Consider the following 26,840-nt stretch of genomic DNA (forward strand, 5'->3'; position numbering starts at 1 on the left):
TCGGCCCTGCGCGTCCGGGTCCGGGACCCCGGACGGGGTGCTGCCGCAGGCGCGGCCCCGCCCGCAGATCGGTACGAGGCGTGCGGAAATGCGGGTGGCTCCCGCACGCGCCGGTGACAGACGGCCGAGGCACCCCTCCGATGCGTGTCTGGAGTGGCGGCCCCGCCCATGGGGCAGCCTGCCTGTCAGCGCGGCCCGGGTGCGGGATTTCCGTCGGGGTGCTGGTGGATCCAGGACAGGCCGCCGAGGTCGAGGCGGTCGCGGGTCCGGGTGACGGCGACGTAGGCCAGGCGCGCCTCCGCGTCATCGATGGGTCCGGGCAACGGGTGGCCGTTGCTGTCTTGGAGGTCGGTGTCCTTGGGCGGGGTGAAGTCGTCGGCGATCCGAACGGTGGCCCATTCCCGCCCCTTGGCCTTGTGCGCTGTGGAGACGGTGATCCGAGCGTGGTTTTCGTCAGTGAGTTGGTCTACTGCAGCCAGGACGGCGCCGGTGCCGTGTTGGTCGATGAGCTCCACGAAGGGTTTCAGGTCGCGGCCGGCGGGGTCGTGGTCGGCGTACTCCTGCAGTTCGCCCCAGGTGGGAAAGAGCACCAGTTCGGGATGCGCGGTGCGGCGTCCCTCCTTGAGGTCCTGGGCGGCGGTAGCCAAGGCGCGCAGGCTTTGCCCTCCGCCGGCCAGGGCCACGGTCTGGCCGGCGGCCAGGTGGGTCATGACCTCGGTCATCGCGCCGATGTTGGTACGGCACAGTACGGCGTCGGGGTCGTGGACCTCGCCGAGTTCGGTGCTGATCGCTTCGGTTCCGGTCAGGCGGATCGGAGCGTCAACGATGCCCAGCCACCGGTTGGCCTCGTCGGCCAGGTGGGGGCCGAAGCGGAAGGATTGCGACAGGGTCAGGGCGGTTCCGTTGAAGCCGGTCATGATGTCGCGGGCGCCCCGCCAGCCGTAGATCGCCTGGGCCGAATCACCGACCATGACGAGCTGCGCATGCTCGCGCTGGGCGCAGAAGACCTGTTCCAGGACGGGGTTGGTGTCCTGTGCTTCATCGAGCAGGAGGTAGTCGGCGTCGATGGTCGGGTCGGACAGCGCCCACAGTTTCAGGTAGTGGTCGTGATCGAAGCGCACCACCCCCTGCTCGGGGTGTTGGAGGTCGGCCCATGCCTTGCGCGCGAAGGGAAGGAGCAGCTCGGCGAGCTCGGCGTGGAGGTCCTTGTCTTCCAAGCCGCGCAGGGTCGGGATGTGGTGGGCGGCCAGGGTGCGGTCGGCGGAGTGACAGTACCGGGCCACCGCGTGGAGCACGGTGTGCGACAGCGTCCTGGCGGTGATGTCCCGTTCCCCGATCCGCACGGCCTGGATCAGGCCCAGGGCCGCCCCAGTGCGCCAGCCCGCCTGGCGGGGGGCGTTCAGGCGCGGGGCATAGCGGTGGCCGATGGCGGCGTAGGCCAGGGCGTGGGCGGTCTTGCACTGCACGGTGCGGGGGAAGCGGGTGGCCGCGTCGAGGGCGATGGCTTTGTTGAAGGCGATGTAGCGGCCGCGGCGTTGGGTGCGCGAGGCGAGGAGGAGCAGGGTGCTGGTCTTGCCGGTGCCGGCGCCGGCCTGCAGAGCGAGGTGGTCGCCGGCGTGGAAGAGGTCGGCGGCTGCCGCTTGTTCGTCGGTTGGGTTCAGCATGGGTTGCTCCGGTGGGGGTTGGAGGGGGGTGGTCCGGGTCGCGTGGGCTGGCGGGCGCGGTGTCCGGTTGCGCACGGTCAGGTTGGTGGTGGATGCCGTGGCGGAGGTTCCGGCAGGGCGTGGCTGTTTGCGGCGTGGTGGAGGGTGTCGAAGGGTTGGGGGTGGATGTGTTGGTGGTGCAGGAAGGTGTCGAAGGGTTCCCAGCCGGTCAGGGCGATGTCTGCGGCGGAGGGTGTCGCGGCGTGTGTGGGGCAGCGCTGGGCGCGCCAGCGCAGTTGTTCGGCGTACGGCTGCTGGCTGAGGTCGTAGGTGGCCATCACGGTGGGGGTGTCTGGGGCGGTCAGGTGTCCGGGGTTGGCGGGTGTGGGGATGAGGATCCAGGTGCCCGGTGTGGTTCGTGGTGCGAGCAGGGGCAGGGTGCAGCGGTGGCGTGTGCGGGTCTGGGCCACGCAGAGGATCTGGTCGACGGGTGCGGGGGCGAGGTAGAGCAGGTGGAGGAGTTGGACCGCGGGGCGGCGGAGAGGTGCTGGCGTTGATTCGGCGGCGGGCGGGTTCTGGCGTGGCGTGAAGCGGCCGGCGTCGAGGAGGCGGCGAGTGTTGAGCGCCAGGTTCCGGCGGGCCTCCTGCAGCCCGGGGATACCGAGGTCGGGTGTGGCGGGGCACAGGGCGTCGTGGTGTACCCGGCACCAGGGCGAACCGTCCTGGGACGGTCGGGCCACACCGGACAGGACATGCCAGCGCTGGCCGTCCGGCACCAGCTGGGTGGGGAGTTCGCCGGGGTGCAAGGGGACGGCGCGGTCGCTGTCGCGGTAGTACCACTCGATGCGATTGCCGCAGGCAGTGCAATGACCGGTCTGCCCGGAGCGCAGGAGCTTGGTGGGGCTGTCGGGGCTGACGCGCAGGGCGCGCGGGGGGCGGCGGTTCTTGGGGGTGCCGTCCCAGGCGAAGCCGTCAGCGGCGGGGTTGTTGGTGGCGCGCATACGGTGAACGTCGCAGGCAACACGCCGCCACCGGGATGTCAGAGCTGTGGTTGTCCCCCGGGAGGCGGCATTTCCAGCACGTGCGTTCGCCTACTGGTTCATGCGTTCGCTTGCCGATACCGGATCGGGTGGCGGCGGCCGGCCCGGGTCGGCCGCCCGCGCCGGGCCGAGGGGGCGTCAGACGGGGGGTGGGGCTGGCGGTTCGTGGCCCTCACAGAGGGTTCCCAGGAGTTGGTCGAGGGGGGCACCCAGGGCGTGGGCGAGAGCGTGCCAGGTCTTGAGACTGCCGATGGTGCGGCCCTGCTCGATCTCGATGAGGGTGCGTCGGGCCAGGCCGGTACGGGCGGCGAGCTCGTCGTAGGTCCATCCGCGCGCGGCCCGCAGTCGGGACAGCTCCAGGCGGAGTGCTCCGAGGTTGGGGTCGGGCGGGAAGATCGTCACCCGTCCATCCGACGGTGCAGACCCCTGCCCTGTCAGTGCAGACTTCTGCCCTATCTGTCCCTTTCGGACTCAACCGAAGAGGGCAGGGGTCTGCACTACCGTGTGCCGCCGCGGCCCATCCGGGCCAACCAACAAGGAGGCACGGTCCGTGTCCAGGGCCGGCAGCAAGGAGAGCAACACCCGATGGGGTCTGCCACCACCCGGCAGCCGGCCCGGCGCTGGACTGTGCAACTCCGCGCCACCCACCACGGCCTGGTGCTGAGCTGCCCGCAGTGCGGAACCTGCCCGCTCCCAGCCGGAGCCAGCAGACACGGCGCCGTGCTGGCACACCTGGCTCAGCACGCCCGAGACAACCCTCTCGCCCCCTACCTGCGGACCTGCCAGTGCGGTGCCCAGAACTGCCCCTGGCATCCCCGCCGACGAGGCTGTGACGGACCGATCCTGCTCATCCTCACCCGCAACCGGGCAGGCAGTATCTGGCGCCTGGCAGACCTCTGCCAGGCCTGCGCAACCACCACGGTCTACTCCGCCACCGTCCCTGAACTGGCCACCATCTCGCCGATCGAACCACCGGCTGGCTTCGACGAGGCCGATGGCAAGGACGGCGCCGGGGCCGAGGAAGACACGTGGTGGACAGAAGGAACCGAGTTCTGAAGCCCGTCCAGGCAGGTGGACCCCATCCCGTTCGGCCTCGCCTCAGGCCGGGGCCCTCTCACTCAGCAGATCAGCACCGGGAAGTCCTTCCATCGCAGATGCTCAGGCATCGAAACCGTCCGGAGCCTCATGGGCCGTTGGCAGCCGCAAGCGCGGAGATACCGGACGGTTATCAGCAGCAGGCCTCAATCGGCTCGCGGACGCCAGGATCGTGCCTGGCGGGCGGCGGTGGAACCGCTGACAGCACTCGCGACACCTGCCAAGATCGCCGTCCCGGCCAGGAGGGACACGATCAGGGTCCAGGACAGTGTCGCTCCGTCGGTGCCGCCGAGCACTGGCTGGACCAGGACGATGTGGATCGCAGTTCCGACCGCGCCGGCGATCAGAAGCGGCATACCCAGGGCCCATGCGGCGGTGCGGTGGAAGATTCTGGTCCGGTCGGTTAGTACGGCCAAGGGGGCGAGAGCTTGAGAGAACCGGACGAATTCCGAGAAGGAGGCCGTGATCATCGCCATGACGAGGACGAGAGTGCCGACCGTCCCGAGGAAGGGGATCCACCGGGCCTGGTAGCCGAGCGCGAACGAGGTATCGCCGTCCTCGCCGATGGGTTTCACCGACGACATCATCGACAGATGCACGTGTGCAGCTCGCTTGATGGCCGGGACATCCATCGGCGTGCTGTTCCCGGTGAAAACCAGCAGTTTCAGACCGGAATCCGCCACGAGCGGCAGGACTGGCCCGGTGCGCACCGTGGCCGGAGCTCCTCCGAAGAGCTGTGATCCGGACACCCGCAGCCGATCATCGAGGCCCGCATAGGGGACGACTGCTTCCATCGTGCTACCGGGGCAGGGGAGCTTGAGGCCTTGCAGGTCCGGGCATGGGCCCTGAAGGAGACGTGTCACCCTTCCGCTGTCCTCGACGAGTTGGCCCAGCGCCACCATCCGGGCCCCGGGCGGCAGCGCGCTCACGAACTCCTGAGACGGTCCGGTACGCCGGGTGGTCTGGATTAGGACCATGCTCTGTCCGGCTTCTGCGGTCAGGTGAGACGCATCGCCAGAACGGGTGGACAGAAGGCTGGTGATGATCTGTGTTTGGCCGATGACGCCGATGGCGATAACTAGGGCCGCGATCAGGCGGACGACCATCGCCGGGCGTGCTGCCATGGTGCGGACAGCGATCAGGCGGGCGGGGTCCGCCCGGTGGCGCTGGGATGCTGCTGCCCGGTGGCTGATGAGGCCCGCGGACCAGCCGATGACCCAGGGCAGGGTGATCCATACCCCGGCCACGGCGAAGAGGTAGGTGGAGGCCGAGCGTTGCGCGCCGCCCAGCAGCGGGCCGGAGAACAGAGCGAGTGCTACGAACGCTGGAAAGGCGCCCAACGCAAGGAGCCGCAGCGGTCCTGCTGCCGAGGGTTTGGGTCTGGTCGAGGACGCCCAGCGGGCCAAGGCCGGGCGCAGCAGCACGGTCACTGCCAGTGCTGTGCTGCTGCCGATGATGAGGGCGATGGCCAAAGGAAGGGCAGCGGCCCGTAGGTCTCCTGCGGCCAGGGTGTAGCCGATCCACGGCAGGCGCACATTGACGATGAGGGCCGGAGTAAGGAGGGCTGCGGCGACGGTGGTGCCCAGCAGGACGGGGAGCAAGGTAGCGCCCAGGTCCATCCACAGGCGGGCTCGAGGGGGCGCCCAGGGTGTGCAGCAACGCATTGCGGCGGTCGCGGCCGGGGGCGCCCATGCGGGCGGCAGCGGCAACAAGTCCCAGGGCCGGCAGCGCAAGGAGTATGGCGAGCATGGCCCACATGCTGGACTGGGGGCCGATGATGCGCAGGTCGCCGAAGGGCACCCAACTGCCCTGGTAGCCAGTGATTTTCTCGAGATGAGTGACGGCCTGCTGAGCGGAGGTCGGTCGTACGTAGGCCAGACGCTCGCCGGGCGACGCGAGCCCTTCGTCCGCGATGGTGCCGTAGCGGTGGCTGAAATCCTCGCGCTCGGAGTCATGCATCAGGGCCGGCGACAGCCACACCTGCCCGGGTCCTGGCCACCGGACCACACCAGGTGGCAGCGGGGCGTCCGCCGTAAGGGGGGCGATGACCACGACGGTGAACTGGCGGCCCTGGTAGGAGTCCGAGTAGCGGCTCCACAACGCGGTCGCCTGCTGGCCCGGGTCAGCGATGGCGGGAATGCGGGCAGCCCCTCGTTCCTCACGGCCCCGCCAGATCGCCGAGGTAATGACGAATGAGGCGGTAGCCAGGGCCAGAACGGCGGTGGCCAGGACTAGGGCGCAAAAGCGGGCGGCACCATCCTTGGCGTTGCGGTCGGCGGTGCGGCCCAGACGCACCATGTGCCGGGCCAGGCCCGGGCCGACGCTCACGCCGCGCCCGTCAGGAAGCCGTCGTCCAAGGTCAGGACGCGGTCAGCTCGGTGCGCCACCGCGTGATCATGGGTGACGACCAGCAGCGCGCAATCTTGGGTTTTGGGTATGCCGAACAAGATATCTGCGACATGGTTGCGAGCCTGGGTATCCAGGGCTCCGGTCGGCTCGTCGGCCAAGATCAGCGCCGGGTTCCCTATCAACGCCCGTGCCACGGCCGTCCGTTGGCGCTCCCCGCCCGACAAATCTCCGGTGGAGGTACCGTCAGCCGGGACGCCGAGCTCATCCAGCAATCTCGTCGCACCATTTCGGGCAGGAATAACAAATCCGAGCAAATCGTCAACCTCGGGCGGCTCGCCTCCTCCACCATTACGAAGAGGTGAGCCGCCGCTTTCTCGCCGGAGAGTCATCGCCTCTCACTTGAAAGGCAACTTGCACATAGTCCGACGGCTCGGCTCTATGCGTTTCTCAGACGCTGAAGCACACGGTTCCATTCTTTGTTTTTGCTCTCCCGCAAATCGAAGTCTTCATCCCACAAGAAGAAATCCCCAAGGTTCCTTCCCCCGACGAACATTCTCGCCACCCGGTCCCGAACTTCTTGCAAATACTCGTCCGGCGCTTCGGCCTGGCCGTCGGAGAGTCGACGGAGATCCGCAAACTGGGCGATCCACGCCGAGGAGTCCTCCTCGCCTCGCAGAGCTTCCAGTACCCAATCGATTTGGGTAACCGCAGCCGCAAAGCGTTGCTTCAGGGATGTTTCATTACTCACCGTAGAGGCCCTTCGGAGATCACTGTGACACCGGGAATTGACCAAGGTGCTGGAATGTAGTATTGCTCGCCCCCGCCCACGTAGATCCCCCCTTGAGATCCAACGGGACCGCGGTAGACGACCGTGCCCTTGGGGATCTTCACAGCATATACCGACTCCAGCGGAGAAGAACCAGAGAGCGCACCCGTCTTGGGGTCAATCCATTGTGGCTTGACAGCTGAGTCGATGCGCACGTAGGTGGACGACGATGGCGGAGAAGAAGTAAACCATTGGCCAAGCGCGTTCTTACCACCACCGGATGCTCCGCCTCGGTAGAACACCGTGTCACTCTTCAATGCTTGCGGAGTGTATCTGCCGCCCGCAAAATTCAAGGCGGGACTGTCTTTTCCTCCACCAAGAGGTCCGGGTTCAGACGCCAGGTTGTATTCCTTCGGCCCACGCAGGCCCTTGAGCCACTTAAAGGCAGGGCCGATGAGGGTGGAAGCTCCGCCTCCCACAGCGCCGATGAGCAGGTCCGTGGGCGTGGTGGGCTGGCATTGGACGGTGTTGACGGCCCAGTTGTAGCCCGCGCCGATCGCTGCATTGATGCCAACAGCGGCCCAGGTAGCGGAGGTGCCTTCGAACCCGAGGGCTGCTGCGGAGGTGCCGCCGATGGGGGCTAGGAGACCGGCGCCGATGCCGATGATGGTGCCCTTACCGGTGGCAGAGGCGAAGTCGGTCCAGTCCCACGGGCCATCACGGTGCTGCCAGGCATAGATGCCAGCGCCGACAGTTCCGCCGATGACGCCACCGACGATGGCACTGATGCACAGCGGGCAGGCCCCGGAGGGGTCGGACTGGTTGACGGGGTCGTTGTTGGCGTAGGCGTAGGCGGAGGCGTTGGGGCTGCCGACGCCTGCAGGGAGCGGGTCGCGGGTGGTGAAGCGGCCGGTGGTGGTGTCGTAGCTGCGGGCGCGCAGGTTCACGCGGTCCGGGAGGGCGGAGTCCTTGGCCTGTCCGGTGTACCCGAAGGCGCTCTGCTGACCGCCGGTGACGGTGGCGGTGCCAGTGGTGGCGCCGAAGGTGCCGTAGGTGTACTTGTAGGTCTCCTTGGCTGCCGCGTCGATGACGCTGCGGACGGAGCCCTGGCGGTCGTGCAGGTAGGAGTAGCTGCTGGTGGCGCTCCGGTCGACGGACTGCGGCTGGCCCAAGGGGTCGTAGTGGTAGTCCCCGACCAGGGCGCCGGCGCCGTCGGTGTCGGTGGCGAGCTGGGGCATCGGGTTGTTGATGTCCCAGCGCGATGTGCCGGCCAGGGTGGTGTTCTTCTTGGTGGTGGTGCGGTTGCCGTCGGCGTCGTAGGTGAACGCGGCGGTGGTGGTTCCGGTGGTGGAGGTGGCCAGTCGTCCGGCCGGGTCGTAGATGGAGGTGGTGGCGTCGGCCTTGGTTTGGTTGCCGTCGTTGTCATAGACGAACTGGGTGGTGGTGGTCCCGGTGACGGCGGTGCTCAGCTGATCGGCGGCGTCGTAGGTGTTGGTGGTCTTCGTGGTGGTGGTTCCGGCGACGGTGGTGGCCGTGGCGCGGTTGCCGGTCTTGTCGTAGGTGTAACTCTCGCCGGCGGTGCCGCTCAGGCACGAGGTGGAACCGGTGTCGGTGCAGGCCCGGGCCACCCGGCCGGCCGGGTCGTAGTCGTAGCGGGTGGCCGGGAAGACGGTGGCGGTGGCGTCCTTGTACCGGTCGGTGATGACCCGCCCGTCACCGTCCCGCCCGTACTGGCGCGCACCGGCGCCCTGCGAGAGCGATGCCAGCCGGCCTGCCCGGTCGTAGGTGCGCGTCTCAGCGACCGCCGGGGTGGTGGGCAGGGCAGTGGAGGTGAGGTTCCCGGCCAGGTCGTAGCCGTAGGTGGTGGTCTTGGCGTTGACCGTGGTGGTCTGGATGCGCTGGTCGGTGTCGTACCCGTAGGTGGTGGTCGAGCCGTCGGGGTAGGCGCGGGTCTTGAGGGCGTTGTCGTTGTCGTAGGTGTAGGTGAAGGGCTTCGCCGCTCCCGGCGAGGTGACGGTCAGCAGTTTGTCGGCGTTGTCGAAGACCAGGGTGCGGCTGCCGGTGGCATCGGTCACGGTGGCCGGCCGGCCTGCCGCGTCGTAGGTGTACGACACTGCCGGGGTGGTGTCGGAGTACGTGGTCTTGGTGATGAGGTTGCGGACGTCCAGCGTGGAGGTGATGGTCTGCCCGCGGCCGTTGGTGACCTGGGCGGTGTTGCCCTCCGGGTCGTACAGCAGCTTCACAACGTGGGTGAGCGGGTCCTTGATGGAGGTGGTGCGGCCCTCCGCGTCGTACCCGTAGGTGGTGATGTGGTTGTTCGCGTCGGTCTTGGTCTCCGCCTGCCCGGCGGGGTTGTAGCCGTACACGGTCTTGCCGCCGTCCGCACCGATGGTGAAGTCGACCCGGTCCAGCACGTCGTAGCTGGTGGTGGCGGTCTTGCCGCGGGCGTCGGTGGTGGAGATGACGTTGCCGACGGCGTCGTACCCGGTTCTGCGCACGTTTCCGAGCGGGTCGGTCACCGCGACCGGCTGCCCGGCCTCGTCGTAGGTGACCGTCGTGGTGTAGTCGGCCGGGCTCGCGCCGGTGGCGTTGCCGCGCGGGTCCGTGCTGCTGGTGCGCAGGCCGTCCTTGTCGTACCCGAAGGTGGTGCGTTCCTTCAGCGGGGTGACCTGGGCGGCCAGGTTCCCGTCGTTGTCGAACTCGTAGGTGGTGGTCCCGCCGTTGTTGGTCTTCGTTGCGGTCAGTCGGTTCGCGGCGTCGAAGACGAACGTCGTGTCGTGGTTCAGGGCGTCGGTCCGCTTGGTGGCGTTGCCCTCGCGGTCATAAGTAACGGTGCGCTTGTGTCCCAGGGCGTCCGTGGTCGTGGTGGGCTGGTTCTTCGCGTCGTAGTCAAACGCGGTGGTGTGGCCCTGCGGGTCGGTGGTGGTCTTGCGGTTGCCGACCTTGTCGTACCCGTAAGTCCACGTGTAGTCCGCGGCCTTCGCGCCGGGGGCGTAGCCGCGGGCAGTGATCATCTGGGTCAGGCGGCCGGCTCTGTCGTACCCGGTGGTCGTTTTCGCACCGGTGCGGTCGATCACCGAGGCCTGGCGGCCTGCCGGGTCGTAGCCGACCGTGGTCGTCTTGCCGACCGGGTCGGTGGTGGTCTGCAGCCGGTTCGCCGGGTCGTAGGCGAACGTGGTGACCCGGTTCGCCGGGTCGGTGACCGTCTTGAGGTTCCCGGCCAGATCATACTTGCTGGTCGTCAGGTGCCCGCGGGCGTCGGTCACCGCGGTGATGCGGTCCGCGTCGTCGTAGTCGTAGGTGGTGGTGAACTTCGCCGGATCCGCGCCGGTGGCGTAGCCGCGGGGGTCGACGGAGGTTTTCACCCGGCCCGACGCGTCGTAGGTGCGGGTGGTCTTGCGTCCCTGGGGGGTGATGATCGAGGTGAGGTTCCCGGCCGCGTCGTACGCGTAGTTGGTGATCTGCCCCAGGGGTGTCTTCTGGGTCTTGCGCTGCCCGTTGGGCCAGTAGGTGTAGGTCGTCTCGTGCAGCAGGGCATCCTTGGCCGAGATCAGCCGGTTCTGCGGGTCGTACCCGTACGTGGTGGTGTGGTAGTCGCTGTCCCGGTACGTGGCCAGGTTGCCCGCGTTGTCGTAGGTCCAGTCCTCGTAGCCGTCGATGAGGCGGTTCTTGAGCAGACCGTTGGCGTAGTAGGTCCAGTTGGTCTGCCGGCCCTCGCCGTCAATGGCGTTGTCGCGGTTGTAGTGCCCGTCGTAGCGGTAGTAGCTCTTGTTGCCCAGCGGGTCGATCTGAGTGAAGAGCATGTTCGTCGCGTAGATGTCGGTCCACACCCCGCCGTCCGGTGCGGTGGTGTCCACCTCGTCGAACACGCCGGTCTTGGTGTAGGCGTAGCCGGTGGTCGCGCCGTCCGCCGCCGTCTGTGACGTCACCCGGCCCTGGGTGTCGTAGAGGTTGAACACTTGCCGGTGGCCCAGCGCGTCGGTGACCGCGTTCAACCGTCCGGCGGCGTCGTATCCGTAGGTGCTCGTGGTCCCGTCCAGCGCGGTGACGGAGGTGAGCTGGGTGCCGGTGTAGCCGTAGTCCACGTGCCGGCCGTCGGCCAGCGTGAGCTTGCTCAGCCGTCCACCGGTGTAGCCCAGGGACACCGTGCGCCCGGCGGCATCCGTGAGCGAGGAGACCTGGCCGCCGGTGTACGCCAGCGTCAGCCCCTGCCCGGAGGAGTCATTCATCGCTGTCAGGTGACCGGCGCTATCGTAGGTCAGGGTGCGGTGGTCCAGGGTGGTCAGCCGGTAGCCCGTCCCGTCGACGACCAGGGAGGAGCGGGCCCAGCCCGGTGCGGTGAACGCCCCACCGGAGGCTTTGGTGAACGGGTGCGCCGCACCGCCCTCGGCGTGCAGGGTGACATTTCCGTTGCCGAGGACCTCCAGGCTGCTCTCCCAGGGCAGCAGCCAGCCCTTGCCCAGCACCCCCGAGGTCGTGACGTCCGAGCCGTAGCTACGGTTGGCGGTGAACGCGATTCCCGGCGCGGACACCGCGGCGTCGGCGAACGATTCGGTGAACGCACCGGTGGCGGTGTTGACCGGGTCCCCGCGCAGCACGTCCGAGCGGGGGCTGCCGCTGGCATCCCCGCAGATGCACCCGCGGGTCGCGTCAATCGGCAGATAGGGGACGACGGCGAAGTGGTTGTACGAACCGCAGTCTCCGGTGTCCGTGGCGTCGTCCATCACCCGCACGCACTCGTGGACGAAGTACAGGGGATCGGCATGCGTGCACGGGGTCGCCGGCAGCGTGATGACGGTGTTGACCGTCGGCGGGGTCGGCGCGTTGGCGCCGGGGAAGCCCCAACTCGGCGCGGAAACGATCTGGTTGAGGTCGATGTCCGGTACCGGCACGTCGTTGCAGTAATTCGTGATCTGGTAGTACACCTTGACCGGGTGCCACTCCACGGTGGTCGGGCTCCCGCCGGTTTGGTACACCGCGGAGGACACCAAAAACGGTTCACCAGGAAGCGCGGCCCCCATGTGGTTGCCGAGACTGGCCAGCCAACCACCCTGCTGGGCAGCGGTGTTCCCGAACGGATCCTGGGACACCTGCCAGTAGACCAGACCCGAATACTTCCCCGCGGCGGCCGACCGCCTCTTCGGCACTGGGGCCAGTCCCGCCAGGCGCTTGTTGGTCTGCGCGATCTGCTGCGCGGTAGCCGCAGCACCCTGCCCGGGGGGCAGCGCATGCGATACGGTCCGCGCCGGTAACGACCCGACCTGCTTGCGACGCTCCGCCAACGTCATCGGCTTCTGGGGCTTGACCGGCTGCGGCACACGGCCCACCGCCTGTTGCACAGGGGCCTGTGCAGCGGCGTATTCGGCCGGCAGGAAACTCAACCAGCCGCCCCCCGCCACCACTGACAACACGACCGCCAGCACGACCAGCCGCGTTCGGGCCAGGACAGCACGCAACACCGCATACACCCCCCGTGTATTCGGCACGCCCCAACTGCCACTGGCGCACCACAAGTTCGCACAGTCTTGCGACCCATCAAGCCGCCAGGGAAGATTACACAGTCGGCACAACGCACCTTTTATCGGCTTAACCGACCATCACTTTAGATACTCTTTGCCAACTCTCGTCACGCACTGCCATGTTCACTGGGAGGATCTGCCCCGTGTGGGATCTCACCCTTCCCACCGGCGGCAAAGACAGCGTGCGGCCGGCCCGTCCCTTCGACACTCCCGGGCACCGGCCGCACCCACCCACCTCAACGGCCCTCAGCATGAACACCGCCTCCGGATATGCGGGCGTCAGCCGCCGAGCCACCACCGGATGCGAGCACGAAGGTCCCGTCCGGCCTGCGGTACCGCTACAAGGTGCTCGCGACAGCGGCCGGCGAAGCGGTGCAGTCGATCGTGACTCTCGGCTGCACTGATAGGTACGCGGAGAGTGCGGCGCCTGTTGCCGGTCAGCATTCCCCGAACAGGCAGGCCATCACGCACGTCTTCCTGGTCAGAGGGCAGTTCGACCCCGACGGTGCACGATGGCCTTGCCCCAATCGCAGCCGATGCGACTGCGGGTCCACTACGTACGCCGACGCGGCGGCCTGTGTCCCATCGTCAACAAGGCGCTCTTGCGCCCCAGAAGGAACCTGCCTACGGTTCCCGGGCACGGCCGAACCCGTGAGCCACGCTCCGGTACGAGCCGTTCGCAGGGGGGTCCTGCCCGCAGCCGGCCATGGCGATGGCGTGCGCTCTCCCCTGCCCACACCCGGCGGGAGACGCCCGCACAGGTACAGGGGAGGAAACCCACCATGCATCCGATCGTGACCCGAATTGCCCGCATCGCCGTGGCCTTCGCAGCCATCTCGGCGGCGGCCGCCACACCCGCTTTCGCCGCAGACACCCCGGGCGCTGCCGGGAAGGCGACGATGTCCCCCACCTCCGTGCAAACGGCAGGCTGCCCCAGCAACGGATATGTCTCACCGCTGGTGAGGTGCACGTCGCTGAGCAACGGCGCCCTGTTCACCTCCAGGGACTTCGGTGGCGGCGACCTCAAGACCTGGTACGTCAAGACGGGTGGCAGCGCGATAACAGCCCGGCTCGGTGTTTCCCACGGTAGTGCCCTCGATTGGTCGGGCTGGTTCACCCAGACTTCCGGCACCACCGTGGCCTTCCACGAGGCGTTGATCATCTCGTGCGGCCCCACCACGGGCTGGATGGATGTGCAGGGCAGCAACTCGCTGGCCTATACAACACCGAGCACGCCCTCCTGCTGACACACCGGTGCTGCGGGGCGCGCATGCGCGCCCCGCAGCACCGCGTTCTCCCATCACGAACGGACTGGTGACATGTTCTCCGCCGTATTTCGGGGACACCCGTACATCCCTGTGATCATCGCCGCCCTGTCCCTGGCCAGCGCCGTAGCCACATTCCTGTATGCGCGGGGAAAGAATGTGCGTCCCTGGCCGTACGCCGCGTTCGGTTTCAGCCTTACCGCCGTGGCGTGCCTGACGCTGTGGCCCTCGCGCGGCGGCCACCTGGCCCAGTGCACTGTCAACCGGGACCTCGCCGAGCCCTTCCTCACCGAGCAGGGGCTGCTCAACCTCGCGATGTTCGTGCCCATCGGGGTCTTCGGGGTCCTCGCCACCCGCCAGCCCCTGGCAGTGGCGCTGGGGGCGCCCCTGCTGTCGGTGACGATCGAGGTTCTACAGGCGTCGGTTCCCTTCATTGCGCGCGGCTGCGACTCCGGCGACCTGGTGACGAACACGACCGGTGCCCTGGTCGGCGTCCTCGTGACCTGCCTGGCTCTGGTCGCAGCGCATGCACCCGTGCACCCCATGGCCTACCGGGCTGCGGTCACGTGGCGCTCGGCCGGGTCGGTCGCCGTGGCCAACGGGATCATCCTGGTGGCGTTCGTCCACATGGCCGTCGTGGATTCCACGAGCCTGCAATTCGCCACCCCGGACAAGTCCGCGGCTGCCGAGCGAGCCGTGCACAACGCCTTCGGTGACCACTACCGAACGGGCGCAGCGCAGTACATGAAGGGCACCCAGGGAATGCCGGGGGTCGTGTTCATCACCCTTGACCGGGGATCAGCCACCCTGTCCTGGCCGGACCAGCGGGACTTCCAGGTCAGCCTGGCGCCCGACGGCGTGGACGGCGCCGCGTTCTTCCCTGTACCCGGAGTGGCGAACACACCTCGCAACACGCAGGACGCCGAAACCATCGCCACTACCTACGCCACCAACCGCTACGCCTGGGGCCTGACCGGTTCCCAAGCCCACGCCGAACCTGTCGGCCCGAACGCCGAAGGCGGGTGGTTCGTCAGTTGGCGCCGCACCCGCGACGGGGTCCTCATGCCCATGCGCCTGGACGTCCTCGTCGACCGCACCGGCCGCATCCGCGAGGTCCACGCCATCCACATCGACGACCCCCAGAACCTGCCCCCCACCACCATCTCGCGACAGCAAGCCGTCACCGCCGCACTGGCAGCCTCCCCGCACACCCCAGACGCACACGTCGCCGGCATGGTGCTCCTGGCCGTCGAACGCCACGGGCACTGGGCCCCCACATGGCTCACCGCCGTACAGAGCACCAACTCACCGCCCCAAGCCACCCGGCTCTACGTCGACGCCACCACCGGAAAAACCGAACCTGCAGACCCCTCAGCACCCAACCCCACCACCACCGCCACCACCGGAACCCTCACCACCACCCCCAACCAATAACCGGAAAAGCACCAGGCAGCACGCAGCGGTTCGCGGGACGCAGGACGTCGTCGACGAGGCGCAATTCCGCCCGCCCGTTCAGCGCGGGCGCCAGGTTCGGATCTCCAAGTGGCTGATAAGTGCCCATTCGTGGATCCGGTCGGTCTCCAACAACCACTGCTGCACCGCCGCGCTGACGTCGCCACCCGCGGCATCCACGCGGCCGGCAAAGTCGGCAGCATCGAAGCCGCCGGTGGAGGAGGAGCCGTAAGAGCGCTCCTCGGTGCGGTCCGCGCGCTGGACGACGTCGCGGCGCACGCCGGGTGAGTCGAGGCGGCTACCGGAGGCCAGGGTGTAGGCGGTGGCGGGCATCCGCACAGTGAAGGCGAGCTTCAGACCGCGGCGGGCGGCCTCGGCGATCAGCGGGCGCAGCCGGGTCGCGCCGGAGGCGATGGCTTGGGCGCCGGCGCGGCCGGTGCCGGAACCTTGGGGGGTGATGAGGACGGAGCGGTGGCGGACGCGGGCCTGGGTGCCGGTGCGGGTGGTGCGGCGGGTGATGTGAGGGGCGGCGATCGCGGCGAGTTCGGTGGGGTCGGTGATGCCCGCGGTGTGCAGGGCGGTCAGGGCGTGGCGCAGGCCTTCGACGAAGGCGGCGCCTTTGTGGTGGGTGTGGAATTGGGAGACCAGGGAGGGGTCGCGGCCGATGATGGTGGCGACGTGGCGTTTGGTGTAGCCGGCGGCCAGGAATTGGTCGGTGATCAGGGCTGCTTCGTTGAGCGGGCCGGCTGCGGGGGGTGGGGTGGGTCGGCGGTTGCGGGGGGGCATCAGGTACGCGCTCCGGTGCGGGTGGCGGCCAGGTGGGTGCGACCCTTATCGCGCAGGGTCAGCAGGTCGTCCTCGGTGGCGGGTGCGGGGACGGGTCCAGGGAGATGGCCTTTGCGGAGGTAGTCGCCGGGCTGGCCGTGGTAGGGCCAGGGCTGGGGGGTAGTGAGGTAGACGGCGTCGGTGCGGAAGGCCACGACGGTGCCGGGCGGGGTGTGCAGGGCGCCGACGTAGGTGTCGTCCTCGCGCATGCGCATCGACAGCAGAGCGGCGCGGGCGGAGGACCATACGCCGGCAGCCCATTCAGGGTGGGCGAACGGATCGCGGGCGAAGCCGGTGGGGCGTTGCCAGGTAATGGTCTGCTCGTCGAAGCCGATGATTTCCGCGTCCGTGGGGACGTCGCGTTCCTGGGTGCGGGGGGTGGTGCCGGTGACGGTGCGGGGGCGTTGGGCGAACGCCCCGATCCCGTAGAGCAGGATGGCGCGCACCGCGCGGGAGGCGAGGTGGGCTGCGGTGCGCTGCTCGGGGTCGGCGTGCAGGTCGGCTTGGGCGGCCAGGCGGGACCAGCAGTCCTTGAGTTTCGTGGACCAGTCGTCGAGGGGTTTGCCGTCCGCCCACAGCAGGCCGTCGAGGATCTCGATGTGCCAGGGCTGGATCGGGTTGGACAGCGCGGTGTAGAGCTCAGGGCCGCCGGCCCAGGTGGTGAAGGTGGTACCGGGGGTGGCGGGGTAGTGCCAGGTACGCTCACCGGGGGCGGGGGCGGGCAGGATCCCCACATGGTTCCAGCCGTGCGGGACCGTCACCCGCAGGTGCCAGTGCCCGCACCCGAACAGAGCCTTGGTCTGCTCCTTCTCACTCCACCCGGCGAACGTGGCGGCGGTGATACGCCGCGGAAGGCCGACGCCGGACTTCCAGGTGTGCTTGGCGTACGCGAACGTCCGGTCGTACTCCACCAGGCCCGGCAGCTGCTCCGGCACGGCAGGCGGGGTCAGGAGCTGGGTGCGGCCCTGCCCTGCGGTAGCGTGCAGCAGACCGCGCAGCTCCTCCGACAGCACCGGGTAGCCGTCGGCGAACTGCCCCTTGACCGGAATGGTCCGCGACCACAGATCACGGCCCGTCTGCGAGGGCGAGCCCATCAGCACCGCGTCCGACCAGTGCGAGCGCAGCACCTTCCACAGCATCACGAACGCATCGCGCACCACGGCCGGGGAGGCGCCGGCGGGCTCGAACCACTCCCCCACCGACCGGATCTCCACATGCTGCTCGCCACCATCGCGCTGGTAGCGGCCCACCGGGTGGCGGGCGTGGACGAAGTGCCCGGCCATCTTGTCCCGGCCCCGCCCGGTATCGGCCCGCCACCCTTGGGCCGGGGCGTTCAGCCACGCGGTGACCGCGTCCTTCAGGTACGGGTAGCGGGCCGCGTCCCGGTGCCACGGATCCCCGGCCGTCACATAGATCCGCTCCACCGAACCGGTCACCGTAGCGAAGACCGCGGTCAGGATCTCCCCCACCGAGCTGGCCCCCAACTCCAGGCGGGTGACCTGGTCCCGGTGGACCAGAACACCAGTGGTGGTATCGAGGAAGACCGTGGCCCGGGCCTGCTGGGCGAAGTTCGGATGCGCCGACGCCAGGTTCGGAGTGTGCCCGATCCACCGGTCCCCGTCCGGCCCTACGGGCAAGGACGGCAGCTGGCGGGGCTGGCCCATCCGCTCAGGCGCCCCCACTGCCGAGATACCGGCGGTTGCAGGAGCAGCAGGCGGGGCGGGATCCGATGTCGGAGCAGCAGCGGACGGTGCAACGGCGGTAGCAGGCAGGGTAGTGGGCGGCGCGGTAGCTTCGGGCGCGGCGGGAACGGTTACCTTCGGCGCGTGAGCCGGTGCCGGTGAGGCCGCAACAGCAGGAGTCTCGCCGGCCACGGCCTCGGCGGCGGCTGCCGAGGACGGCTCGGCCCCGGCAGCGGACACGGCGGGAGCGCCGGTCTGCTCCTGCAGAGCTGGTGTTGGCGAGAGTGCCGAAGCCGGGGCCGAGCCGGCGAAGGGCTCAGAGACGACGGCCTCAGCCGGCACCGCTCCCTCCACCGTGGAGAGGGCTTCGGCTTCAGCCGCCGAAGCTGCCGGGGTAAGCGCCGGAGCCAGGGCGCCGGGCACCAACAGCTCCCGCGCAACAGTCGGTTCGGCCTCGGGCGCAGTGGGGGTGGGTTCAGTCGGTTCGGCCGCCGCGGCCGGGCCTGCGGCGGCCAGGGTGTCCGGCGCGAGGGCGGGGGCCAGTGCGACGATCTCGGACAGGCTCAATCCGGCGGCCGGGGCGATCCGGTCCGCCTTGGCCTTGTCATACCCCGCCAACAGCACGATCCGCCGGCCGCGCTCCGCCTCGAGCTTCGCCAGAGCGACCTGCGCCTTCTTGATGTCGTCGCGCAGCGTCCGCAGCTCGGCCAGAGCGGTGGTGTAGGTCTTGGCGTCCATCACGATCCCTGATGCGGTGCGGATGAGGTGGCGGCATAGCCGCTGGCGGAGTGGGTCGTGACGTAGGCGATGGCTCCGCCCGAGTGCGATTCAAGACGGGCTCCCAACAGCAGGCCGGCGGTAGCCCGGCCTTCGGCGTCCGGGGCGGTCAGGTGGGTGACCGGGCGCACCAGGTCGGTGAGGTAACCCGCCAGCACCGCGTCAGGGAAAGCGTGGCGGCCCGGCGCGCTCTTCTCCCAGCGTTGCAGGCCGGTCAAAACAGCCACCACGTATCCCGACAACGTGATCGGCAGGACTCCCCCGGCCGCGACGGCCGCCACATCACAGCGCCAGTGCCCCCGCAAGGCGGCGAGCAGGTCGGCGGGCGGCAGGCTGGCCGCGAAACCGATCCACCGGCGGTCGTCCTCGGGGGCCGGTCGGGCCGTATCCACCCGCAATACCGCGATTTCCGGTACCGCCAGCTTCTCCAACGGGGCCCGCGCCCGGCTCTTGAGGGCCTGGACCACGGGCAGCGGGATCATCACCCGATTGCCTCGCTGGGACAGTCCCGGCAACACCCCGGCGTGCACGAGACGGCGGAACGTCGTGACAGCACAGCCAAGCTCCTGCGCGGCCTGTCCCGTCGTCAACAACACCACGCCTCCTTACATACAAACTCTGATATCTGATTGGGTACCTACGGTAGAGGGTGGGGTGGCTGCCCGTCAACGAGTAACACCCGCTACGTCGGTGACGCCGACCGTTAGGACAAGAACCCGCTGTGCCGTGCGACTGTTCACCTGCGACCAGCACTGGCGGTGCACAAGCTCCCCGAGGCGCACCGTGGCGAGCTGACCGCGCTGAGGATGCGGCCGGCTGACCACGACGGGCGGGTCAAGGGCGCGGTGGTGGTGCGCGGCCCGGCTCGAGTGGCTGATGGAGATCGCGATCGCGGCGCGGCAGCACCCGGCCGAGCGGCGACTCCACCGGCTACCCCCGCCCTCAAGGAAGCCTGATCTCAGCGACGCTGTCCCCCGGACCCAGGCAAGGGGGACAGCTCGCCGCCCAGCCAGCGTGAGCGGTGCCCACCCCTACCCCGTCGTCCTCGCGCAGTCCGGCCGCATCCGGGTCACACAGCGTTCTGAGGCCGCCGCCGACCGGGAAGCCGCAGCGGCCCATCGACTGCCCAGAGCACGGGTACTTCGAGCGGGCACGGCGCTGGCCCGTGCCCTGGCGTTTTGTGGTGACCTACTCGCTCGTTGTGCGCGGTGGGGGGCGGCGTACGAGGGTGACCTCGGTGGGTCTGGCTGTGTCTCTGCTCAGTACGCCCAGGATCACCGGCTCGATCCCAAGCTTGGGCTGGTCCACCAACTGCCCGATCAACTGCTCGTCCAGCACGTCCGCCGACACCCCGACCGACCGGACTTCTTCAACCACCTCAACCGAGGCAGCTACGTCGCTCATCAAGTGCTACTTCCATGATCGGGAGTTACACCGAAGACCGGGGTCTTCCAAGATTTTCGTAGACGTTGATCGACTGCTCGGTTTCGGCCCGGCCGGGTGCTTCGCTGGGGCAGGGTGGTTGCGTGTGATGTCGAGCTGACGGACCTGCTGCCGCACCTGTCGTCGGTGTTGGTCGAGGCGGTGGAGGCAGGCGGAGCCCTGGTCAGGATCACGGTGCGGACCGAGGACGCGGTGCCCGTGGATTGTCCCGGCTGCGGGCGGTCATCGGACTGGGACCACAGCCGCTACGTCCGGCGGGTGGCCGACGAGGCGATCGGCGGCAGACCCGTACTGATCGAGATCTCGGTGCGGCGACTTTACTGCGAGAACCCCGACTGCGCGAAGACCACGTTCGTCGAGCAGGTCGCAGGAGTGACCGAGCGTTACCAGCGCAGAACCCCGGCACTGCGGCGGATCGTCGAGGCCCTCGCGGTGGTGCTGGCGGGCTCGGCCGCGGCCAGGCTGCTGACGGTACTGCACCAGAGCCTGTCCTCGGCGACGGTGGTGAACTGTCTGATGCGGATCCCGCTGCCGCGACGACCGACGCCGCAGGTGGCCGGAATTGACGAGTTTGCCCTGCTCAGAGGCCAGCGCTACGCGACGATCATCATCGATGCCGACAGCGGACAGCGCGTCGAGGTTCTGCCCGACCGCAAGATGGTCACAGTCACCGCCTGGCTACGTGAGCACCCCGGCATCCGCATCATGTGCCGGGACGGTTCCGGCGGATTCGCCCAGGCCATCACCAACGCCGACACGACGATCATCCAGGTCAGCGACCGCTGGCACCTTTGGCACGGCCTGGCCGAGAGCGCCCGCAAAGAGATCGGAGCGCACGCCTCATGCTGGGGAAAATTCGGCCCGCCCTTGCCGGAAGGCAAACGTGCTACCACCACACGGGAGCGCTGGCGACACATCCACGACCTCCTCGACCAAGGCGTCGGCCTGCTCGCCTGCGCCCGCCGCCTGGGCGTCTCGCTGAACACCGTCAAACGCTACGCCCGCGCCGCCGAGCCGGACCGCATGGTCCGCGCCCCCGTCTACCGTTCCTGCCTCGTCGACCCCTACCGCGACCACCTGTGCAAACGCCGCACGGACGACCCAGCCGCCCCGGTCACCCACCTGCTCGCGGAGATCCGTGAGCAGGGCTACACCGGCAGCGCCAACCTCCTGGTCCGCTACATCAACCAGGGCCGCGTCGAGGCCGACCACGCCGCCCTCTCACCCCGCAAGGTCACCGGCCTGCTCACCCGCCACCCCGACCACCTCGACGACACGCAGCGCGCACTGCGTGACCAGCTCGCCGGCGCCTGCCCTGAGATGACCGCGCTGGCCGAGCAAATCCGCACCTTCGCCGGCCTCCTCGTCCCGTCCGCGGACAATGCCGAACAGCTGACGGCCTGGATCACCCGGACCCGCGCCGCTGACCTGCCATTCCTGCACTCCTTCGCCACCGGCCTGGAACGCGACCGCGCGGCTGTCGATGCCGCCGTCACCCTGCCCCGCCACAACGGCCGCACAGAGGGCGCCAACTGCAAGATCAAACTTCTCAAGCGTCAGCGGTACGGCCGTGCCAGCCACCCCCTCCTGCGCCAGCTCATCTTGCTCAACTGACCGTCATCGGCACTGATCAACGCCTACGAAAATCTTGGAAGACCCGAAGACCGTACAGACTCTGGTAGGGCGCAGCCCACGTGTTGTCAGGGATGCCGGCTACGTTGCCCCCGTCATGCTGGGCTCAGACCGTGGGCCTCGAGCGAGGCGATCTCCAGGACAGCGGGCAGGGTCTGCCTGTCGAGGGGGCCGGCGAATTCGGTGGACTGGCTGCTCCACAGGTTCACGTTGAACTCCAAGGGCTGGTCGGGGATCGGGGTGGGGTCCCACACCGCGCGCTCGTGCACGGTGACCCCGTCCACCCGCCACCGGATGGAGTCGGGCTGCCAGTCGATCTCGTAGTGGTGGAACGTCTTCGCCGCGTCGAATCCCAGATCGATGACCGTGGGCGTGCCCCGGTACCCGTACTCCAACGTCGTACCGGGGGCACCGGGGTTGTAGAAGACGTTGACGAGCATGCGGGTGGTGTCCTGGCCCAGGATCTCGATGTCGATCTCTTGACGGGGGCCGTTGCGGTGCAGGAACAGTCCCGTCACCAGGCCGGGTCCGCAGGGCACGCGCAGGCGTGCGTTGAAGGTGCCGTAGGTGAAAGATGAGCGGCTGGCAATGGCGGCCCCGGTGAGGTCGCGGACTGCGGTCGGTTCTTCTTTGAGCGTGAGCGTGGCGGGGCCGCGGGGCGGCAGCGCTGCGTTGTCGGGCCGGAAGAGGACTCTGTTGCTGGGGAAGGTGTCTTCGCGCAGGTACCAGTAGCGGTCTTCGAGGCGGGTGCCTTCATGCCAGGTGCTCGCAGGGGGGCAGGCCCGAAGGGCGGTGTCCTGGGGGGTTGAGGTCTTGGGCATGATGCCCGACCATCCCACATGTTGGACGATCCAGGGGCTGGTGTCCCAGGTCATGGGGTGTCCGGAAGTGGAAGAAGTGGACTCCTCATCGCGTGAGCGGGTGATGACGTGTCGCTGGCCCTGTTCAGGTCGGCGCGGCCAAGGGTGGGTGGGGTAGTCGCAGGCGAGAAATCGGGCGAGTGTCTGCCAGGGGTCCGGGTCGTCGGCCGCAAGGAGGAGTTGTCGTTGGGGTCGTTGTTGGTCCCATGCTTCCTGGAACGGCGGCGGCTGCGTCGTGGTCGTGCTCGTCATGATCAGGCGCGCCCGGGTCGAGGAGACGATGCGTGCGACCTCGCGCGGGGTGAGGGAGCCGATGTTGACGTACGCGTCGAATATGCGGTGCCTGCTGCCTCGCACGAGCGCTTGGTGTTCGGGGGCGGGCAGCGTGCTCAGGTCGCTGACGCAGCGCAATCCCAGGACGGACAGGGCCGTGGCGAGGGTGGACAGCCCGGTGCCGGGCTCGCCGATGACCAGGATCGGGTCTCGTGTCGGGCGGTGCTTAAGGGTCTGGGGGGCTTCACGCCGCAGGGCGCCCATTTTCGCCAGGATCGGCATGACCGAGTAGGAGTTGCTGGAGGCGATGCCTGGTCGCTGTTCGATGACGGGGCGGTGGGTCATGCGGACGTGGAGGTGGCAAAACTGCTGGTTGATCCACAGGTCGATGGGGCCGTGGGCTGGCAGTTGGTCGAGGAGCTTGCGGGCGCCGGCTTGGGAGAGCACGTAGCCGGATAGTTGCCACACTCCCCCGGTGGGGCGCCGCAGGGGCGCCTCTTTGCGGCGTCGCGGTGGTGCTTGCTCACCGGTCTCCTGGTAGGAGAGGTAGAGAAGGTCGACGGGGCGGCCGGCATCGGAGCTTGCCTGGATGTCGCTCCAGGCGTGCTCGAGCACGGACAGGCAGGTCCGTGTGACGTACGCGTCGTCTTCGAGTACTAGGGTGTAGGGCGCGTCGCCGGCGGCGATGAGCTGCCAGACGTGAATGTGGGAGAGGGCTACCGCGATCTCTTGCGGTGTCATGTCGATGCGGATGGCGTGTGCGGCGTCGTCGATGGCCAGGTGAGGGTGCGGGTCGACCTGGAGTTGCTCGGCGAGTGTGTAGGTGGGCTCGAGGAGTTCTGGCGGGGGCGGGCCTTGGAGGTAGCGGGCGTCGACCGCCGGGAAGCGTCTGGCGAGGGTGTGCAGCCGGTTGCCTGCCGCTTCCCGCAGCCGTTTGAGTTCACGGTTGACCGCGCTCCACCGCTCCTTGGCGCGGTCGAGGTTGATCACGTAGATGCGCTCGATCGCCGTGGTCGCGGGGTAGGACGAGAACGCGGTACTGCGTCGTCGGAGGGCCAGGCGCCTGGTGCGGTAGCGGGCGTAATACCGCAGGGGGGCGGACAGTCCGTGCAGGGAATGGATGTTCATGTGCGGAAGGACACTGCCTTTGCTGTTCGAAAGGTCTTCGACTGGGCCAGGTCCGTGGTCACTGCTGCTGGCGCCATAGGCGCCAATTACGCTCGTCAGCGCGGTAGCTGAGCGGCCACCGACTCACCGCTACGGTGTCCCAGTCCAGGAGGATCTCGACGTCGACCGGTTGGTTGGACCGCTGCTGGTCCAGGGCGTGTCGGGCGAGCGCGACGGTAAGGTTGCCCGGCCCAGTCACGGACTGGACGTCCAGGCAACCGCCGGTGTGCGCGAGGAGCGCGGCGGTGGATGCCTCAAGTGCCGCAACGACGACGGGATGCCCGGCAGGCGCGATGAGCGGGTTGTTGTTGACGTAGTGGATGAACGTACCGCCCTGAGCGTCGGACGCGAGGGCCTGCCGCGGGTTGACCATGGTGTCGGTGACGGTGTCGTAGCACAGCGCCTGCACGCGCAGCCGCGCGTCGCAGAACAGGTGGGTCACGTCGGTGCCCTGATAGACGTCGTCCGCATCGACGTAGAAGCCGCCGTTTCGGGCGAGGTAGCACAGCCGGAAATAGTCGCTGCGCATCGCGGGGTGGGAACAGGAGTCGAAGGCTGCCGTATGCGCGTCATCGAACAGGCAGGCGATGAGCGAGCGCGCTGAGCCGTCGTCGTAGACCTCCCGCCGGAAACCCTGGTCTTCCAGCGTCGCCCAGCTCGTCATGCACTCCTGAACATCATCGGGCAGGTGCGCGCCGTCGTCCCAGAACTGGACGATCACGCGGGGAACGGGAGCGACCGGCGCCGCGGTGGTGGGCTTGGACAGCACGCCGGTCAAGTGCCGAAGGTAGCGGGACCTGCGCGCGTGGTCATCCTCGATGTCCCGCGCGGTGAGTGGGCACTCCCCGAACGCCTCCGGATGGCCGGACAGCCCCGGCGGCATGGGTGTGGTCATCGTCTTCCCCGCTGGAAGCTCTGCCGGTGGGACTTGAATCTGCCGCTCCGGACCACGGAACCTCTCCTTGCCTTCGTGCGCTGCGCCCAGTGTTCCAGGGGGCGCTGACAGTGGTTCGCCTACAGCCGCCATCAGGCATGGCGGCACGGCCGCTTCTTCACTCGTCCGAGCGCAAGAGCGTGCGTGCGCTTGACTCGGATGGGTGATCAGGCGCCGTCCTGAGTGTGTCGGGCACAGCTGCAGGGGCCGACCGCATGAGCTGAGTTGAGCGGGGTGCTGCGCCACCTGGACGGTGCACCGTCACCGTCCGCTCGAGCGCCGGGCCGGGCAGAGCGGTGACGCGGAGGCAGAGCGGGCGCCCCCACCAGGGGGTCATGAGCCCAAAGGGGCCGAGTGCCGACAACGAGGGCCGACAGCCTTCGCACGCCCTGGTGATCATCACATTAAGAATGACGAATGCAGTCGCACCTAACGCTAGAGCACTGTGCCGCTCGGGAAGCTCTTGACATGCACTGGATTGCTTGCTCACTTGGGTTGCGCCAAGCCTGGATAGCGATGCGGGCGCCCCAAGACGGCATGGCAACCAGGGGGCGCGAGCATCCCACCAAGTGTGCACCATGCTTCCGCGCGCCCCCCCAGTCGCTGAACAGGATGAACCTTCTGGCCGTAGGGAACCAGTGGTTCCTCTAGCGTGTCTCCACCTGCGCATGTCCCTTCTGGGTTTCCCGCAGAGCCATGCGCAGAATTAGCACACCGAGAGGGGGGAAATGCATAATCCACGGAAAGACAAGGGGTGGCGCGTATTTATTATCGCGGCCGCAACCGTTGTATTCCCTGGTGCCACCTTCGGCATCGGCGCCCTGGCGAGTCAGATGCACGGATTATCAAGGGCCTTGACCATCACCGCCGGAGTACTGCTGTCCAGCACCTTGGCGTACTTCGCACTACGCGGCAAGAAGAGGTCCATGAATACCCAAGTCATCGAGTTCAAAGAGGCATTGTCCGCCATCATGGAACACCTCGCCCGGCTTGCAGGGGGGCCTGATGACCACGGCGACCTGAAGGCTCAAATCCGCGATAGGGCAACGTCATTGCTGGCTACGCATGTCCGCCCGGACGCGAGGTGCGCCTTCTACGCTCTGGAGAACGACGGCCGCCGGCTTCAACGGCGGGGCAAGCACGGTGACATCAGCCAGTCTCCTGAATTCTTCACCGACGGAGACCGCGATGGTCGAGACTTGCTGCACGCCGTCAGACGCAGAACGATCATCAGCATTCCTGATACGCAAAATACCAATGGCAATCTGGGGATTAATCTCGGAGATGATTACCGTTCGGCCATCATTGCACCCGTGTATGCAGGAGACAGTGCGCAGGGCGTCCTGATCATCGATGCTCCGAATGTCGACGCATTCGCAGAGGTGCATGAAAGCTTTGTCCGTCTCATCGCATGTGTGCTAGGCGCGACCCAGGCGACAGTCGTCGAAGCGAACAAACCCTCGATGGTGGGCGAGCAACGAGGACCGGTTCCCGATTCGTTGCAAACAGGTGAGAGTAGCGCTGCGAACGGGTAGAAATGGGGAAGGCTCAGGATCCAAGGAGACTGCGGCCCGGCAGGCCGGGCCGCAGTCGCCGCCACGCCACTGGGGGCTGAAATGATCAAAAGCGAAGAGACAGTCGTCGAATCGGGACGACGTTGGATGGCCGGTCAGCTCAGCGACGATGAGTACTTCAAGAAGGTCAACCGCTCCGTGGAGGGGGAAACCTTAGCCTCGCGGACGCATCATGTCATCGCCTCCCTCATCAGGTTCCTGAGCCGATCTTGAGCCACCGCGCGAGAGCGATGTAGGCAACGACGCCGTGGTGCTTATGGGTCCCCGGAACTGCGCGGCTGTGACTGCGCAGCCGAACCGGGAACATCGCCTTGCCTGTCGCTCTTCGCCAGCGATTTCGGCTGCCGCGTCAACCGGGCAGCCACCTCGCCGCAAACGCACTGCGTGGACTCCCCTGGAGTTCCTCCGGTGGCATCGTCCTGCAGCGAGCAAAGAGCCCGCCACGGCGCTCCCGTTGGTGTGCTCGAAACCCAGTGTCCGCCCCCCGGTCGCAAAATCCCTCGACGGACGGGGCGGCCATCCGCCCACGGGCCGTGCGGGCGAA

18 protein-coding genes are annotated in these 26,840 nt (G+C 68.1%); 5 read left to right on the plus strand and 13 right to left on the minus strand.

Annotation, left to right across the window (positions count from 1 at the left end; all coding sequences use genetic code 11):
• Nucleotides 1-185: 185 nt before the first annotated feature.
• The 3 genes from O3X23_RS12605 to O3X23_RS12615 all read right to left on the minus strand — a co-directional run bounded on the left by O3X23_RS12605 (nt 186) and on the right by O3X23_RS12615 (nt 3,085).
• A complete protein-coding gene (locus O3X23_RS12605; protein ID WP_269271538.1) occupies nt 186-1,661 on the minus strand; it encodes a UvrD-helicase domain-containing protein in 1,476 nt (491 codons plus the stop codon).
• Between the two features lie 80 nt (nt 1,662-1,741).
• Nucleotides 1,742-2,644, minus strand: a complete 903-nt coding sequence (locus O3X23_RS12610) for a DUF6083 domain-containing protein (protein WP_269271408.1) — start codon at nt 2,642-2,644, stop codon at nt 1,742-1,744.
• Nucleotides 2,645-2,821: 177 nt separating this feature from the next.
• Nucleotides 2,822-3,085 (minus strand): helix-turn-helix transcriptional regulator, encoded by a 264-nt coding sequence (locus tag O3X23_RS12615; protein ID WP_269271409.1) that lies wholly within the window; start codon nt 3,083-3,085, stop codon nt 2,822-2,824.
• A gap of 318 nt (nt 3,086-3,403) precedes the next feature.
• Here O3X23_RS12615 and O3X23_RS12620 point away from each other — a divergent pair, with 318 nt between their 5' ends.
• Nucleotides 3,404-3,739, plus strand: coding sequence for a hypothetical protein (locus tag O3X23_RS12620; RefSeq protein WP_269271410.1), 336 nt, complete (start codon nt 3,404-3,406; stop codon nt 3,737-3,739).
• 185 nt (nt 3,740-3,924) lie between these two features.
• Here the strand turns inward: O3X23_RS12620 and O3X23_RS12625 are convergent, their stop codons facing one another.
• The 4 genes from O3X23_RS12625 to O3X23_RS12640 form a co-directional block, all read right to left on the minus strand.
• Nucleotides 3,925-5,397, minus strand: a complete 1,473-nt coding sequence (locus O3X23_RS12625; protein WP_269271411.1) for a hypothetical protein — start codon at nt 5,395-5,397, stop codon at nt 3,925-3,927.
• A gap of 705 nt (nt 5,398-6,102) precedes the next feature.
• On the minus strand, nt 6,103-6,399 hold the full coding sequence (locus tag O3X23_RS12630; protein WP_443047835.1) for an ATP-binding cassette domain-containing protein: 297 nt from the start codon (nt 6,397-6,399) through the stop codon (nt 6,103-6,105).
• 164 nt (nt 6,400-6,563) lie between these two features.
• Nucleotides 6,564-6,875 carry a hypothetical protein gene (locus O3X23_RS12635; RefSeq protein WP_269271412.1) on the minus strand — a complete coding sequence of 104 codons (312 nt, stop codon included), beginning with the start codon at nt 6,873-6,875 and terminating at the stop codon, nt 6,564-6,566.
• Nucleotides 6,872-11,839: a DUF6531 domain-containing protein gene (locus O3X23_RS12640; protein WP_269271413.1), complete on the minus strand. Its 4,968-nt coding sequence runs from the start codon at nt 11,837-11,839 to the stop codon at nt 6,872-6,874. The genes O3X23_RS12635 and O3X23_RS12640 overlap by 4 nt, the downstream gene beginning before the upstream one ends.
• A 1,355-nt stretch (nt 11,840-13,194) precedes the next feature.
• On the opposite strand from O3X23_RS12640, the gene O3X23_RS12645 reads away from it, so the two are divergent.
• Both O3X23_RS12645 and O3X23_RS12650 read left to right on the plus strand, forming a co-directional pair.
• Nucleotides 13,195-13,659 carry a hypothetical protein gene (locus O3X23_RS12645; protein ID WP_269271414.1) on the plus strand — a complete coding sequence of 155 codons (465 nt, stop codon included), beginning with the start codon at nt 13,195-13,197 and terminating at the stop codon, nt 13,657-13,659.
• Between the two features lie 177 nt (nt 13,660-13,836).
• Entirely contained in the window at nt 13,837-15,111 is a 1,275-nt protein-coding gene (locus O3X23_RS12650) for a VanZ family protein (RefSeq protein ID WP_269271415.1), read from the plus strand.
• Nucleotides 15,112-15,189: 78 nt separating this feature from the next.
• Here the strand turns inward: O3X23_RS12650 and O3X23_RS12655 are convergent, their stop codons facing one another.
• The 4 genes from O3X23_RS12655 to O3X23_RS12670 form a co-directional block, all read right to left on the minus strand.
• A complete protein-coding gene (locus O3X23_RS12655; protein WP_269271416.1) occupies nt 15,190-15,915 on the minus strand; it encodes a helix-turn-helix domain containing protein in 726 nt (241 codons plus the stop codon).
• Nucleotides 15,915-18,374, minus strand: a complete 2,460-nt coding sequence (locus O3X23_RS12660; RefSeq protein ID WP_269271417.1) for a hypothetical protein — start codon at nt 18,372-18,374, stop codon at nt 15,915-15,917. Before O3X23_RS12660 ends, O3X23_RS12655 begins: the two co-directional genes overlap by 1 nt.
• A complete protein-coding gene (locus tag O3X23_RS12665) occupies nt 18,374-19,012 on the minus strand; it encodes a helix-turn-helix domain-containing protein (RefSeq protein WP_269271418.1) in 639 nt (212 codons plus the stop codon). The genes O3X23_RS12660 and O3X23_RS12665 overlap by 1 nt, the downstream gene beginning before the upstream one ends.
• Before the next feature lie 589 nt (nt 19,013-19,601).
• Nucleotides 19,602-19,817 (minus strand): hypothetical protein, encoded by a 216-nt coding sequence (locus tag O3X23_RS12670; protein ID WP_269271419.1) that lies wholly within the window; start codon nt 19,815-19,817, stop codon nt 19,602-19,604.
• A gap of 114 nt (nt 19,818-19,931) precedes the next feature.
• Between O3X23_RS12670 and O3X23_RS12675 the strand changes: the two genes are divergently transcribed.
• Entirely contained in the window at nt 19,932-21,470 is a 1,539-nt protein-coding gene (locus O3X23_RS12675; protein ID WP_269271420.1) for an ISL3 family transposase, read from the plus strand.
• Nucleotides 21,471-21,583: 113 nt separating this feature from the next.
• Here the strand turns inward: O3X23_RS12675 and O3X23_RS12680 are convergent, their stop codons facing one another.
• The gene (locus O3X23_RS12680; protein WP_269271421.1) at nt 21,584-23,749 is read right to left on the minus strand and encodes a family 16 glycosylhydrolase; all 2,166 of its coding nucleotides are present in this window, start codon (nt 23,747-23,749) and stop codon (nt 21,584-21,586) included.
• 58 nt (nt 23,750-23,807) lie between these two features.
• The gene (locus tag O3X23_RS12685) at nt 23,808-24,557 is read right to left on the minus strand and encodes a glycosyltransferase family 32 protein (protein ID WP_269271539.1); all 750 of its coding nucleotides are present in this window, start codon (nt 24,555-24,557) and stop codon (nt 23,808-23,810) included.
• 1,019 nt (nt 24,558-25,576) lie between these two features.
• On the opposite strand from O3X23_RS12685, the gene O3X23_RS12690 reads away from it, so the two are divergent.
• The gene (locus O3X23_RS12690) at nt 25,577-26,257 is read left to right on the plus strand and encodes a GAF domain-containing protein (protein WP_269271422.1); all 681 of its coding nucleotides are present in this window, start codon (nt 25,577-25,579) and stop codon (nt 26,255-26,257) included.
• Nucleotides 26,258-26,840 lie beyond the last annotated feature (583 nt).

This window comes from Streptomyces sp. H39-S7 (assembly GCF_027158205.1).
In the GTDB taxonomy this organism is placed as follows: domain Bacteria; phylum Actinomycetota; class Actinomycetes; order Streptomycetales; family Streptomycetaceae; genus Actinacidiphila.